Source organism: Corynebacterium lemuris, assembly GCF_024919295.1.
GTDB classification, from domain to species: domain Bacteria; phylum Actinomycetota; class Actinomycetes; order Mycobacteriales; family Mycobacteriaceae; genus Corynebacterium; species Corynebacterium lemuris.
This window is the reverse complement of sequence record NZ_JANWTC010000012.1, coordinates 1-13621: the sequence shown is the minus strand read 5'-3', so window position 1 is coordinate 13621 and position 13621 is coordinate 1. Positions and strand designations below refer to the sequence as shown.

The window sequence follows — 13621 nt, the reverse complement described above, 5'->3', positions numbered from 1 at the left end:
TTAGTCGGCGGCGGCCGCGTCGACCTCGGCCCGGAACTGCTCCAGGGAGTCCGGAGTCAAAAGCTGGCCGTCGAGGAAAAAGGTCGGGGTGCCGCGCACACCCAAGGCCGTGCCGTCGGCCACATCGAGCTGGACCCGTGCCTCGGTGGCCGGATCGGCGATAGCGGCGTCATAGGCGGCCAGGTCCAGGCCCAGGTCCTCGGCGAAGCCGCGGAAGACCGCACTGTGGTCTTCCGAGGACTCGCCCCACTCGGACTGGGTCTCGAACATGCGGTGATACATCGCTTCGTACTGGCCCTGCTGGGCGGCGGCCTCCACGGCCACGGCCGCCGGCATGGAGTTGCGGTGGCCCGGCAGCGGGAAGTAACGATGGACGAAGGTGACGGTGTCGGAATACTCCGCGCGCAGGTCCTCCACGAAGGGGTACGCCGCTCGGCAGGCCTCGCACTCGAAGTCGAGGAACTCCACCAGCACAGCCTTCTCGTTCGGCGCCTGGGACAGCACCCGACTGTTGTCCCTCACCACCTGGCCCGCATCACTGGCCACAGTTTCGGGGGTGGGCGCAGAAGTGGAGTCCGCCCGGCCGATGAGGAAGGCCACGATCCCGGCGATCACGACGACGGCTAGCAATGCCCAGACAATGATCCGGGCTTTTCTCCAGTTCCCGGACGGCCGGGTGGTGCGGTTGGTGGGAGTGCTCACGAGGGTTCCGTTCTATCTCTGGTGGGAATCAGGGGTGTCAAGGCAGCAGGCCCAGGGTCGCCCGGCAACCTGCCGACGAAGCCCTCTACCTGGGAGGGTCATGAACAGGTGCATCCATCCGGCGAGCAGCAGGTCGGATCAATGGTGACCACCAACTCAAGCAACTCGCCCAAGGCGTGACCCAGCCGAGGATCAGCCAGCGAATACCAGACGTTGCGCCCCTGCGGGGTGGAGACCACCAGTCCGCATCCGCGCAGGCAGGCCAACTGATTCGACATCACCTGCTTGGAGACAGCCAACTGCCGGGCCAGCTCGGACGGTCGAGCCGGCCCGTGGCGCAGGGCCAGCAAAATTCCGGTCCGGGTGTCATCGGACAGGGCATGGCCCATCCAGGACAAGGCGGAGATGTGAGGCAGGGTCACCGTGCTCATAACGATAGACAGTACACAGTCCCCTGTACTAAGCCTCAATGCACTCAGCGCACTAACCCCCGATAAGCGGGAGCGTGTTCGGCACCCCGGCCACAGACGCGGCCCTGAGGGCCAAGGCCGGGTTTTCTTGCCGGTGGGGTGGGGTTAGAAGGTGATGCCGTGCTGGGCGAACCAGGGGGCAGGGTCGACGGCGCCGCTGCCGGTGGGGTAGAGCTCAAAATGCAGGTGGGACCCGGTGGAAAATCCTCGGTTACCCATGCCGGCGATCTTCTGGCCGGCGGTGACCTGCTCACCGACGCTGACGTCGAGGGTTTCCATGTGTCCGTAGACGGCAATGGAGCCATCGTCGTGCTGGATGCGGATCCACTGGCCGAAACCGGAGGCCGGACCGGAGTCAATGACGGTGCCTCCCATGGCGGCAAGAATCGGGGTACCCACGGCGTTGGCGATGTCGAGGCCGGCGTGGAGGCTGCCCCAGCGCATACCGAAACCGGAGGTGAAGGTGCCCTCGGCCGGCTTGACCACAGAGGCGGACGGAGCCTGCGCGGCCAGCTCTGCCTCCGCGGCGGCAGCCTCAGCAGCGGCAGCCTCTGCTTCAGCGGCGGCGATTGCCTCTGCCTCGGCGGCAGCACGCTCGGCGGCGAGTTCGATGGACTTGTTCAGCTGCTCGTCGAGGTTGTCCACCGGCTTGTGCTCGGCGATGGTCAGGATCTGCGGGGCGGAATCGGTCTCGGGGTAGAGCACCTGCTGAGAGTCGTTGGCAAGCTGGTAGTCGGCGGTGAAGGATTTCTGGGCGGGGACGGAATCGGCCTGCAGAGTCGCTGCGGCCGCGCCGCCGATGCCGGCGGTGGAGACTGCGCCGATGGCAGCGGCCATGAGGGCGATGCGGCTCTTAGTGGACCGCTGATTCGGGCTGGAAATGGTTCTACTCCTGTCATGCTGCCCGCTGCACGGGCCTGGGCGATAACTCAATCGTGAGCACATCGTGACCGTTTCGTTATTGATTCGCAGAACCATACATACGGGCCTTGGGGTATGCAAGCCCCCCGTCCGCCTATAATTTGACTGTCAGAATCCCGGGCCGTATGCAGGGGAAAAAGCCCAGGTTAGCGCGCACGTGGGCGAAGGGTGTCAGGATTCTTCCAGCTCAGACCCAGTTTCTGAGTGGAGAAATGCGCCCCGAATCACAAAGACCACACGCTCCCGGGAGCGTGTGGCCTTGAAGGAAAGGTGGGGAGGGGGTGGCGTGGATAAGCGGGGGTCAGACAGCTCTACGCCGGTGGACCCCGTGATAGAAGACGGCCGTGATGATGGCGACGCCAGCCAGCGCGGCGTACATGGTGCCGTAACCGCGGGAAGCGACCAAGGCTTCCCGGAGGAGCATCGTCACCGCGTAAGGCACGAAAAAAGGAACCGCTCTAGGATGAACTAGTCCCCGGGGCTCACCCGCTAGGTCCATCCCGGAATCGTGCCATTATAAGCCAGAACCTGAGCCTGACATCCGCGGATATCCACCTCTTGCTGGGCGGCAACTATCTTCACCTGCAGTAGCCCGTCCTGGCTGTGAAGTACTTCCGGCTGCCATAGGTCTCCTCCCACGAGGATGCCCGCGCCGTCGCCACCAGAGACCTGGGAGAAGAGGCGGATGGGTGGGGCCCAGGGCAACCCGGTCTTGGAGACGGATTCCACCCGGGCCCATTGTCCTCGGCTGAGTGGCGTCAGGGCCTAGTCTTTATCCTTACGGTTCTCAAGACGCCGCCGTTTCTCGTCGTACTCAGTGGCGTCGATCTCACCTCGGGCATAGCGCTCATCGAGCATGTCTCGTGCCCGATTGCGCTCCGGTCCCTGAGCCCTGTCATCGCCTCCTGGGCCTCGTCCTATTCCGCCGCGGAAAATGCCGACCATGATCATGATCAAGACCACGATACCGAGCACGAGTAGGGCCAGGACCAACCAGCCCATTCCCAGGCCCCAACCCCCCATGTGGTCTCCATCCCAGTGCATGTTTCACTCCTTCGGGGTTTCCCGAGCAGCTGACCATCGTCGCCGGGGGAACGCCAGGCCTTCCGAATTTTCCGGATCAGTACCGCCAGCAGCTCTTCTTCTGCCTGTGGCCACCAGAATAGGTGGCATGTTCTCCTACCTCGACTATTGAGGAGAATGAGGCATAAAGCCAGCCTGGGGCGAGAATCTTCACGAATTCTTCATCAGAGAGGACATGCAGGAACTCATCCTGGGTGGCTGTCTTTATCTGCAGGGGAGGGCAGTTGAATGATCACGTCAGACGATTCTTGCTGTCAGGGGCAGAAGTCGTTTGCCTGCCTTTACCTTACGGAGGATGTGTGTGGCTAGGTGTACTGACCGGAGACGTTGGTCGGATCTGTGTGACCCGCTGACATGACGAAGACCTCCGTGTGGAATGGGAAGTGCCTTAATCCAACCCAGCCACACAGGAGGTCTTCTGTGCTCCACACTAATGCAGCCCTCACGCCCCGTCACCGTCTCAAGGCCGCGAAACTCGTCGTCGACGACGGATACCCCATCAGCGAGGTCGCCGCCCGGTTCCAGTGCTCCTGGCCCACCGTCAAACGCTGGGCGGATCGCTACCGGGCCGGGGAATCCATGGCTGACCGCTCCTCCCGACCGCACACCAGCCCGACAAAGACACCGAAAAAGGTCGTCCAACGGATCGTGTCCCTGCGCCTGCGCAAACGCCTCGGGCCCCTGCAGTTGGGTGTGCTGTGTGGGGTCGCCCCCTCGACCGCGCACCAGATCCTCCGGCGGTGTCGGCTGGGCCGCCTGTCGTACACCGACCGCGCCACCGGGGAAACCGTGCGCCGCTATGAGCACGATGCCCCGGGTGATCTCCTCCATGTCGACGTCACCAAGTTCGGGCAGATCCCCGATGGGGGTGGCTGGCGGTTTGTCGGACGCCAACAGGGTGACCGCCACCGGGCCGCCACCCCGGGCAAACCAAAAAGCGCCCACCGCAACCCGAAGATGGGGCACTGTTTCGTCCATACCGTCATCGATGACCACTCCAGGGTGGCCTATGCCGAGATCCATGACGATGAAAAAGCTGTCACCGCTGCCGGGGTACTTCAACGGGCTACGGCCTGGTTCGCCGACCGGGGGATCACCGTGGCCCGGGTGATCAGCGACAACGGCTCCGCCTACCGGTCGCGGTTGTGGGCTCAGACCTGCGGGAAGTTGGGGATCACGCCGAAGTGGACCAGGCCCTACCGCCCGCAGACAAACGGCAAGGTCGAACGGTTCCACCGGACGATGGCCGACGGGTGGGCCTACGCGAAGCACTACCTGTCCGAGCAAGAGCGGAGAAACGCGTTGGGCCGGTGGATCCATGACTCCAATCACCACCGGCCCCATTCCGCGTGCGGAGGTCAGCCACCGGTGAGCCGGTTAACTAACCTCCCCGGTCAGTACAGCTAGGCGCCGAGGTATGACACTGTCACGCGGAGTCGATAGTAGGTCAGAGACGGTTTCGCTGGCCTGAGGGTGAACGCGGCTTCGGACTGTTCTCGAAACTGCCCCCACTGGTGACTGGCAGGGGGAAGCGTCAGTGCGTGGGCTTATCTTCGTGGTCGATGCCGGCGTGTTCCTTGCCCTTCTGGAAGTTGAGCAGGCGCAGCGCGTTCGCGACGACGATGAGAGTGGATCCCTCGTGGATGAGCACGACGGCGCCGATATTCAACCCGAGGAAGGTCGCGATGATGAGGACAACGACGACTGCGAGGCTGGCGATGAGGTTCTGCCGGATGATCTGGCCAGTCGCCCGGCTCAGCCGGACAGCGAACGGGACGCGTCCGAGGTCGTCACTCATCAACGCGATGTCACAGGTCTCCAGCGCGACCGTCGATCCAGCGGCACCCATCGCAATGCCGACATCAGCGCGGGCCATGGCGGGGGCATCGTTGACACCGTCGCCGACCATCGCGATCGGATGGTATGTCTTGGCCAGGCCCGTGATGTGGGTGACCTTATCCTCGGGGAGCAGCTCTCCGATCGCCGTGTCGACGCCGACTTCCCGGCCGACCGCGTCGGCCACCCGCTGGTTGTCGCCGGAGATCATGATCAGATGGCCCACCCCTGTGTCCCGGAGCATGCTGAGCACCTGGGCAGATTCGTTGCGGGAGGCATCCATCACTCCGACGACCCCAAGGAAGCGGTCACCGCGACGGACCACCATCAACGTCTGCCCCGAGTCGCGGGCCTTCGTGTAGGCCTCGGCCAGCGAAGGAGGCAGCTTAAGCTGCTGCTCGTCGAACATGCGGAGGTTGCCCACTTCCACCCGTTCTCCGTCGATCGTCGCAGTGATGCCGCGTCCAGTGAGGGCAGAGAGATCGGTGGCCACCAACCGCTCGGTCTCCGGGACGCGGGGGGCAAGGTCGCGGACGATCGCGGCAGCGAGGGGGTGATCGCTGAGCGATTCGACCGCCACCAGTGTGGGGATCAGTTCCGCTTCGGACGTATCGTTGGCGGGAGCCAGTGAGGTCACTCGGGGCGCGCCCCACGTGAGGGTGCCGGTCTTGTCGAACGCTATCGCCTTTACTCGGCCCAGTGTCTCGAGCGGGGCACCGCCCTTGACGAGCACGCCGGCACGGGCAGCGCGAGCCACACCCGCCAGGACCGCGGCTGGGGTGGCGATCGCGAGAGCACATGGACTCGCGGCGACGAGCACGGTCATGGCGAGGTAGAAAGCGTCGGAGAACAGCTGCGCGAACACGAACATCGACACCAACAAGGTGGCGATGACCCCGAGGATCACGGCGGGCACGTACCAGCGCTGGAACCGGTCGATGAACTGCTGGGTCGGGGACGCGGCCTGATCGGCGGTGCGAACGAGCTCGACGACTTTGCTCAGCGTTGAGTCGGCGGCGGTCGCGGTGACCTCGATCTCGAGCACGCCGGACCCGTTCACGGTGCCGGCGAACACTCGATTGACAGCGGGGAGGGTGTCGATCATGTGCATCGTCCGCTGTGGGTCGGCCACCGGTTCCTTCTCCACGGGGATCGACTCGCCCGTGACCGCTGATTGATCAACGGCGGACATCCCGGAGATCACGAACCCGTCCGAGGGGATGCGGGAATTCGGGCGGATGACCACGATGTCTCCGACCACGAGTTCCTCCACGGGCACTTCCACGGGTTCGGTATCACCGCGGCGCACCAGGGCGTGGCGGGGGGCGAGTTCGGCGAGGGCCTCAATGGACTTGCTGGCGCGGCTGAGGGCGTACTCCTCGAGGGCGTGGCCGAGGCTGAACAAGAACAGCAGCACCGCTCCCTCCGCCCACCGGCCGATGAGGGCAGCGCCGACCGCGGCGACAAGCATGAGGAAGTCAACCTCGAACTTCCCCCGCAGCGTGGAGGAGATCGCGGTGCGGATGGTGAAGAACCCGCCGAAGAAGTAGGTGGCGAGAAAGAACGCCAACGGCCATCCGACCATCGGCAACCCCAAGGCGAACTGCGCAATCATCCCACCGGCGTAAGTCACGCCGGCGGCGATCGAAAACCCCAACTCCCAGCGTGCGGAACCGTGGGCATGATCGTCGGTAGGGGTGGTCGGCGCTGTCGGTGTCAGGGTTGTGGGGGATCCATTCGGGGCATGGGGCTGGTCGGGGTCATGGCCGTGGTCGGGCGTGCTCATGCCTGTAGCCTAGCCGGGAAAACCCCTTATTGAAAGCTTATTGAAAATGCTTGATGGCATCCGGTCTGGTACGGCCCACGCAAGTGTGAGGCGGGTCGAACGGTGCTGCGGGGAAGGCCACGGTTAGAACCGCTCGCGCTGGCGACGAGCGAATTTCCGGGAGTGATCCGGTCGACTGTCACCGTAGCGGTCGTGCAACATGCGTGAACGGGCACCGGAGGATGCGGACGTGGTGGTTCCGGTAGGGGCGAGGCCAGGGGTGTCGTTCTCCAGGAGGGTGGTGCGGAGGGTGCCCATCGTGCCGGAATCCGTGTCACCGTCCTGTCGGTCCGTGGTCTGCTCGGCGGATGCGGCGTCGACGGAAAGCTCGGCCTCCTCGCGGCGCACGCGGCGGCGTTCCTTCAGCTCCGCCCAGATGAAGTAGCCCAGGCCGAGCGGGGCCATGATGCCAAAGGCGATCCACTGGAAGGCGTAGGACAGGTGTGAGCCGCGGTCGAGCATGGGCACCGGGATGGCGTTGATCTCCCCGGCCTGTCCCTCGGCGAGCTGCACATAGTCCTGTGCGAGATCTGTGCCGGTCACCTCGGCGATCTGCTCGGTATTGATGCCGTAGACCTGGCGGTAGCCCTGGTCCTCGATCGGCGGGGACATCGGTGTCTGCTCGGCAAATCGGGCGTGGCCGAGAATGGACTGCTCACCGGTCGGCGGGGTGTCCATCGGGGGGACACCGCCCTCGAACGGCGGTTGAAAACCACGGTTGACCAGGATCACCTCACCGGAGTTCAGCTGGAAGGGGGTCAGGGCGTGGAAGGCAGGGGAGGAGTCGACCGGACGGTTGCGCATCAAGACCTCATCCTCGGGCAGATAGTGGCCCTCAAGGATGACCCGTGCCCATTCCTCCTCAGACTCGATGCCGCCCTGGGCGTCGAAGACCTCCTCGGCGGGGACAGGCTCGACCTCGAAGGCGGCCTCGATCTGATCGTTGCGCTCGACGATGGCACCGTCCCTGCTCAGCTGCCACGGGGCCAGAAAGGTAAAGGAGAAATAGGAGAAGGTGATGATGGCGAGGACACCGAACACCCAGCCGGGACGGAGGAATGTCCTCCAGCCCTTCTTCTGCGGGGCCCGCTCGTACCTGTGCTCATGTGTGCTGCTCACGGCCATGACTTCTACTTCCCCGTCCGGTGAGAAAATGCATTCTTTTCCAGTGTGCTGATGGGTGAAAACACTAGTAGACCCGGGTCTTTCCGTGCGCATCCTCATCCGTGGGAACCGTGGCCGTCGCCACCGGGTTGAGGTCGGGATGCCGGGTGCGGGCGGCCCGCAGACCGTTGGCGATGACGATGACCTCGGCCACCTCGTGGACCAGAACCACCGCCGCCAGTCCCAGCACGCCGGTGATCGCCAACGGGAGCAAAACGATGATGATCGCCAGGGACAGGACGATGTTCTGGTTGATGATGGCCCGTCCCCGGCGGGCATGGTGCAAGGCACGGGGGATCAGGCGCAGGTCATCGCCGGTAAACGCCACGTCCGCGGACTCGATAGCGGCGTCCGAGCCCCTGGCACCCATGGCGATGCCGATGTCTGCCGAGGCCAGGGCGGGGGCGTCGTTGATGCCGTCGCCGATCATCGCCACCGGACCCCGCTCATGCAGGTCAGCCACGGCCCGGGCCTTGTCCTCCGGGCGCAGCTGCGCACGGACGTCCTGGATGCCGGCCTCGACAGCCAGGGCCTGGGCGGTGCGGGTGTTATCGCCGGTGAGCATGGTGATCCCGAAGCCTTCGGCAGTCAGTGACCTGATGACCTCGGGGGTTTCGGGGCGCAATTCATCGCGGACCCCGACTATCCCGACGGGTTGGTCGTCGCGGTGGACGATGACCACGGTCATGCCCTGTTCTTCCAGGGACTCCACCTCGGTGGCCAGAGGCCCAGGGGAAAGCCAGCGGGGGCTACCCACGGCAATCCGGGTTCCGTTGATGACTCCGGTAATGCCCTGGCCGGCGGCCTCCGAAACCTGCTGGGCCACCGGAGGGTGGGGTGCGGCGGCGGTGATCGCCGCGGCCAGCGGATGGGTGGAGTGAGCCTCCAGTGCCGCCGCCCAGTCGAGGACCTCGGCCCGGCTGACTCCCCCGGTGGTGAGCACCTCCGTGACGGTGGGTCGGTTGCGGGTCAGGGTGCCGGTCTTGTCCAGGGCCAGATGCCGGATGCCGCCGAGGCGTTCAAAGGCGGCGCCGGATTTGATGACCACACCGAATTTACTGGCCGCCCCGATCGCCGAGACCACCGTGACCGGCACCGAGATCGCCAACGCGCACGGGGAAGCGGCCACCAGGACGACCAGGGCACGCTCGATCCACACACCGGGATCACCGAGCAGGGAACCGATGACGGCCACGAGGATGGCCAGGATGAGGACCCCGGGCACCAGGGGGCGGGCCAGACGGTCAGCGATCCGGGCCCGTCGGCCCTTGTCGTTCTGGGCCTGCTCCACCAGCTTGACGACGGTGGTCAGGGAGTTGTCCGTGCCGGCGGCGGTGGCCTTGACCTCGAGGGCGCCGGAGGTGTTGATGGATCCGGCCAGCACCGCATCGCCGGGCCCGACTTCGACGGGGATGGATTCGCCCGTGATCGCCGAGACATCCAGGCTGCTGTGACCTGAGCGGACCACCCCGTCGGTGGCCAGGCGTTCCCCGGCGGCCAGGCGCAGAATGTCCCCGGGGACGAGGTCTTCGACCTGTACGGTGCGGGCACCCCCGTGAGCAGCGACGATCGTGGCGGTCGAGGGGATGAGGGTCAGCAGGGCGCGCAGGCCCGAACGGGCCTTGTCCATCGCCTTATCCTCCAGCGCCTCGGCGATGGAGTAGAGGAAGGCCAGGGCGGCGGCCTCCTCAATGAATCCCAGCAGGACCGCACCGGTGGCGCTGATGGTCATCAGCAACCCGATACCCAGCTTTCCCCGGGTAAACAGTCCCGTGAGGGCCCCGGGAACGAACTGGGAGGCACCCAGCAGCAGGGAGACCCAGAACAAGGCGGTGGCCACCAACCCGGCCCCGGGGATAAACCACTCGAGGATCAGGCCGAGGAGCAGGGTCAGTCCGGAAGCCACCGGGATGAGGATGGCGCGGTCACGCCACCACGGGGTGGGCTCCTCATGGTCTCGGGTCGCGGTGGCCGTGGCGGGCGCGCAACAGGCGTCCATTGTTCTACCGCCCCTCTGTAGCGTCGCAGCAACCCTCAACCGGGCAGGACGGGTCCAGGCACGGTGCGCTTTCATCCACGGCCAGGGTGGTCTCCAGCAGAGCGGTCAAGGCCTGAGCCAGGTGGGCATCAGCAATGTCATAGCGGGTGCGCCGCCCCTCTGGCTCGGCGACCACGATCCCGCAGTCCCGCAGGCACGTCAGGTGATTGGAGACGTTTGAGCGCGTCAACCCTAGTTCCCGGGCCAGTTGCGCCGGATAGTTCGGGGCATCGAGCAGGGACAACAGAATCCGGGACCGCGTGGGATCGGCCATGGCACGACCCAGGCGGTTCATCACATCGAGACGGGAAACAATGGTCAGCATAGGCTGACCATACAGTGGTGAATGACTAATCTGCAAGCATCCCCCGGCGGAGTCATCCTCGGGTACCGGGCCAGCATCAAGTGGGGTGTGGTCCTGAAATACCTCCGGAGGCAGGAAGAGGGGCCCGTGGCATGGCACATCTGCACGGGAGGACGTACAGGGTGCCTCTTTCACTCTTTAACGCGCGTCACGACGTCGGACGACCAGGACACCGGCACCGGCGATGGCCCCGAAGACGGCCAGTCCCACGAGGGTCGGGACTATCAGATCGCTCCATCCGGAGGTGTCTTCCTCGGCAGTGTTCTCGGCAGCGGGGGTCTCCTCCACCGGCTCGGCGTCACCCGTGGTGGCAGCGGCCGCGTCGCCGGCGACGGTGAAGGTGGTTGAGCTGCGGGTGGCGTGGCCGTCGGAGGAGAGGATCTGGAAACCCACGGTGTAGTCGCCTGGCCCACCACTGATATCCGCCGGCAGGTCGAGGGTCACCAGTCGATCCTCGATGGTCGGCTCACCACTGAACAGGAGGTCACCGGAATCCTGATCGGTGATGGCCACGGTGCTGAAACCCTCCTGGGGAAGCCCCGAGAACTCCAGTTCGATGCTGCGCGGGAACTCCTCGACCACCTCACCGTCGGCGGGATTGCCACCGATCACCGAGTCATGCGCGAGGGCAGCCGGGGTGGCTACGACACTCAGGGCACCGACCGCCACCACAGCGGCGATGACACGACGAGGGGGCATGGGGGAGATGATCACGAACGTCCTCCTGGACTGGGCTGATTCTTCAACCGGATGTGAGCGACTAAGGCACCTGCTTGCGGGAGGCACTAAGGGACTGGTCGGAACGGACGGGGGGAAAGTTCCCGGCGACGCCGCGTTCACCACGTGTTGTTACCCACAGCAGGGTGCACCCCGCAGGGGTGCACCGGACGGATCGGCCGGAGGGCGGGCACTTTATACGAACACCCGCCGGCCCCATTAGGGTGAACCCCACGCCAGCTTCCGAACGCATCAGGAGAGCGGAGGCGGCTTGGACGGCGAAATGGACACAGATGACCCACCCGGTAAACGACACCACCATCCCCCCTGTCACGGATACAACGGCGGGGAAGGCTCCCCCCACCGGGGGTCGACCACAGGAGCGGGTACGCCCCACGTGGCCGCTGTACCTGCTCTTCCTCGGTGTCGCCGGTGTCATCGGCGGGACGATCGCCTACAGCTTCCTCGGCGAATCCCTCGCGGCCCTGGGGATCCCCGACCCGGGCATCGCGACCACCTTCGGGTTGCCGTTTTTCCGCGCGGTCGGTTGGATGCTCGCTGCCCTGTCGGCCGGTTCCTTCCTGTTCTCTGCCTTCCTCATCTCCCCCCGGTTGCCCGGCGGTGATAACGCCCGCCTGCACCAGGCCTCGTTGAGTGTGGACGGGCACCTGGCCTCGCGTACCGGTGCGGTCGCGGCCCTCTGCTTCGGGCTTGTTGCGTTATTGATGATCCCGCTGGTGCTCTCGGATGTCTCCGGCACACCCCTGGCCCAGACACTGGGTCCCGAGGCCCTGGTGGTGGCCCTCCAACAGGTGGCCATGGCCCAGGTGTGGCTGATCGTGGCCCTTATTGCCCTGGTCACCGGACTTACGGGCCTGATGGGCCGGGCGTGGATCACCCAACCCCTGCTCCTGCTCGGGGCGATCCTCATGATCATCCCCCTCGGCCTGACGGGACACTCCTCCTCGGGCGGTGACCACGACCACGGCACCAACTCCTACCTGTGGCACCTGATCTTCCTGGTCATCTGGATCGGCGGGCTCATGGCCCTGCTCGCTCACGGACGACGCCTGGGACCTGACCTGAATATCGCACTGCGCCGCTATTCGACGATCGCCCTGGTCTCGATCATCATCATGGCCGTGTCCGGGCTGGTCAACGCTGCCATCCGTATCGAGCTGACCGACCTGTTGACCACCCGCTATGGGCTGATCATCGTCGCCAAGACCATCGGCGTGATCATCCTCGGTGTCTTCGGCTGGATCCACCGGGCCTGGGTCATCCCGCAGGTGCAGGCCGATCCCACTGATCACCGCCTGTTCCGCCAGGTCGCCATCGTCGAGATCCTCGTCATGGCCGCGGTCACCGGTATCGCTATCACGATGGGGCGCACCCCGCCGCCGCCACCGCGCATCCCGAACCTCTCACAGATGGCCACCGAGCTCGGCTACGAGCTGTCCGAGAAACCCACCGCCCTCAACGTGTGGGGCATGTGGCGCTTTGACCTGCTCTTTGGCACCCTCGCTCTGCTGCTGGCCGCCGGCTACCTCTACGCGGTGTGGCGCACCCACCAGGCCGGCAGAACCTGGTCGACCACCTCCACCGCCTGGTGGCTGGCCGGATGTGTGACCCTGCTGGCGACGATGAGCTCAGGGATCGGGATGAACATGCCCGCCAGCTTCTCGATGCACATGCTCGGTCACATGATCTTGTCGCTGGTCATCCCCATCTTCCTCGTGCTCGGCGCCCCGCTGACCCTGCTGATGACCGCCTATGACTCCGACCCGGCCGGCCGGCCAGGCATCCATGACTGGGTGTGTGCCTTCACCCGCAGCCGGTTGGTGGCGATGATCACTCATCCGGTGGTCAACACCATGCAGTTCTTATTCTTCTTCTACGTGATGTACCTGCTCATCCCGCTCTATGAGCTGCTGATCTCCGAGCACGCAGGACATCTGATCATGAACACCGTGCTCCTGGTCTCCGGCTGCTTCTACTTCTGGGGGATGTGTGGACCTGATCCTCTTCCGCACCGCCGCCCAGCCGCGGTCCGCCTGGGATGGCTGATCGCTTCCCTGCCGGTCCACCTGCCCTTCGGCGTCTACCTCCTCCAGCTCGACACCATCTTGGGCCAGGCGTTCTACCGCTCACTACTCCTGCCCTGGGAGCTGGACCTGCTCGCCGACCAACGCGCCGCCGTCCTGGCCTGGGCCACAGGTGTCCTCCCGCTGGCCTTCGTCGCTTTTCTGCTCAGCCGACAGCTGCGGGGGAGGGGCGACAGCACCCGGGGTGTCGAGGAGGTGGCCACCCCCGACACCGGAGGAACCGGTACACCCTCCCTGTCCCCGCCCGCCAAGTAGTACCGGTGGGATTTCGCCAGGAGCGGCCGGGACGCCGCCGGTGGCTACAGTCCTGCCCGGATTGCCCCTGGCCGTGCCCGATTTCTAGGTAGGTCAGCTAGGCAGTGTTACGAAAATCGTTGGCCCAGGCCGTAGGGCGGT

11 protein-coding genes are annotated in these 13621 nt (G+C 65.3%); 2 read left to right on the top strand and 9 right to left on the bottom strand.

Annotated features, from left to right (window positions below; genetic code table 11):
• The 4 genes from NYP18_RS13005 to NYP18_RS12990 all read right to left on the bottom strand — a co-directional run bounded on the left by NYP18_RS13005 (window position 1) and on the right by NYP18_RS12990 (window position 3137).
• Window positions 1-702 carry a DsbA family protein gene (locus tag NYP18_RS13005; protein WP_259428637.1) on the bottom strand — a complete coding sequence of 234 codons (702 nt, stop codon included), beginning with the start codon at window positions 700-702 and terminating at the stop codon, window positions 1-3.
• A 98-nt stretch (window positions 703-800) separates the two neighbouring features.
• Window positions 801-1133 (bottom strand): ArsR/SmtB family transcription factor, encoded by a 333-nt coding sequence (locus NYP18_RS13000; RefSeq protein WP_259428635.1) that lies wholly within the window; start codon window positions 1131-1133, stop codon window positions 801-803.
• A gap of 144 nt (window positions 1134-1277) precedes the next feature.
• Window positions 1278-2009 (bottom strand): M23 family metallopeptidase, encoded by a 732-nt coding sequence (locus NYP18_RS12995; protein ID WP_126121952.1) that lies wholly within the window; start codon window positions 2007-2009, stop codon window positions 1278-1280.
• Window positions 2010-2858: 849 nt separating this feature from the next.
• Window positions 2859-3137 carry an SHOCT domain-containing protein gene (locus NYP18_RS12990; protein ID WP_126121951.1) on the bottom strand — a complete coding sequence of 93 codons (279 nt, stop codon included), beginning with the start codon at window positions 3135-3137 and terminating at the stop codon, window positions 2859-2861.
• A gap of 459 nt (window positions 3138-3596) precedes the next feature.
• On the opposite strand from NYP18_RS12990, the gene NYP18_RS12985 reads away from it, so the two are divergent.
• On the top strand, window positions 3597-4583 hold the full coding sequence (locus NYP18_RS12985) for an IS481 family transposase (RefSeq protein WP_126121950.1): 987 nt from the start codon (window positions 3597-3599) through the stop codon (window positions 4581-4583).
• 127 nt (window positions 4584-4710) lie between these two features.
• On the opposite strand, the gene NYP18_RS12980 is transcribed toward NYP18_RS12985, so the two are convergent.
• From NYP18_RS12980 to NYP18_RS12960, 5 genes are all read right to left on the bottom strand, one after another.
• Window positions 4711-6798, bottom strand: coding sequence for a heavy metal translocating P-type ATPase (locus tag NYP18_RS12980; RefSeq protein WP_259428634.1), 2088 nt, complete (start codon window positions 6796-6798; stop codon window positions 4711-4713).
• 123 nt (window positions 6799-6921) lie between these two features.
• Window positions 6922-7962: an SURF1 family cytochrome oxidase biogenesis protein gene (locus tag NYP18_RS12975; RefSeq protein ID WP_259428633.1), complete on the bottom strand. Its 1041-nt coding sequence runs from the start codon at window positions 7960-7962 to the stop codon at window positions 6922-6924.
• 64 nt (window positions 7963-8026) lie between these two features.
• On the bottom strand, window positions 8027-10000 hold the full coding sequence (locus tag NYP18_RS12970; RefSeq protein ID WP_259428632.1) for a heavy metal translocating P-type ATPase: 1974 nt from the start codon (window positions 9998-10000) through the stop codon (window positions 8027-8029).
• 4 nt (window positions 10001-10004) lie between these two features.
• Complete coding sequence (cmtR, locus tag NYP18_RS12965) at window positions 10005-10364, bottom strand: Cd(II)/Pb(II)-sensing metalloregulatory transcriptional regulator CmtR (protein WP_126121946.1); 360 nt, start codon at window positions 10362-10364, stop codon at window positions 10005-10007.
• A 177-nt stretch (window positions 10365-10541) separates the two neighbouring features.
• Complete coding sequence (locus tag NYP18_RS12960) at window positions 10542-11102, bottom strand: copper resistance CopC family protein (RefSeq protein ID WP_259428630.1); 561 nt, start codon at window positions 11100-11102, stop codon at window positions 10542-10544.
• A 311-nt stretch (window positions 11103-11413) separates the two neighbouring features.
• Here NYP18_RS12960 and NYP18_RS12955 point away from each other — a divergent pair, with 311 nt between their 5' ends.
• Window positions 11414-13480 carry a bifunctional copper resistance protein CopD/cytochrome c oxidase assembly protein gene (locus NYP18_RS12955; protein ID WP_259428629.1) on the top strand — a complete coding sequence of 689 codons (2067 nt, stop codon included), beginning with the start codon at window positions 11414-11416 and terminating at the stop codon, window positions 13478-13480.
• Window positions 13481-13621: the final 141 nt, after the last annotated feature.

Coding starts and splice junctions, on each gene's coding strand:
- NYP18_RS13000 (WP_259428635.1), bottom strand. CDS start 1,133: ATGAGCACGGTGACCCTGCCTCACATCTCCGCCTTGTCCTGGATGGGC.
- NYP18_RS12995 (WP_126121952.1), bottom strand. CDS start 2,009: ATGGCCGCTGCCATCGGCGCAGTCTCCACCGCCGGCATCGGCGGCGCG.
- NYP18_RS12990 (WP_126121951.1), bottom strand. CDS start 3,137: ATGCACTGGGATGGAGACCACATGGGGGGTTGGGGCCTGGGAATGGGC.
- NYP18_RS12980 (WP_259428634.1), bottom strand. CDS start 6,798: ATGAGCACGCCCGACCACGGCCATGACCCCGACCAGCCCCATGCCCCG.
- NYP18_RS12975 (WP_259428633.1), bottom strand. CDS start 7,962: ATGGCCGTGAGCAGCACACATGAGCACAGGTACGAGCGGGCCCCGCAG.
- NYP18_RS12970 (WP_259428632.1), bottom strand. CDS start 10,000: ATGGACGCCTGTTGCGCGCCCGCCACGGCCACCGCGACCCGAGACCAT.
- cmtR (WP_126121946.1), bottom strand. CDS start 10,364: ATGCTGACCATTGTTTCCCGTCTCGATGTGATGAACCGCCTGGGTCGT.
- NYP18_RS12960 (WP_259428630.1), bottom strand. CDS start 11,102: ATGCCCCCTCGTCGTGTCATCGCCGCTGTGGTGGCGGTCGGTGCCCTG.
- NYP18_RS12955 (WP_259428629.1), top strand. CDS start 11,414: ATGACCCACCCGGTAAACGACACCACCATCCCCCCTGTCACGGATACA.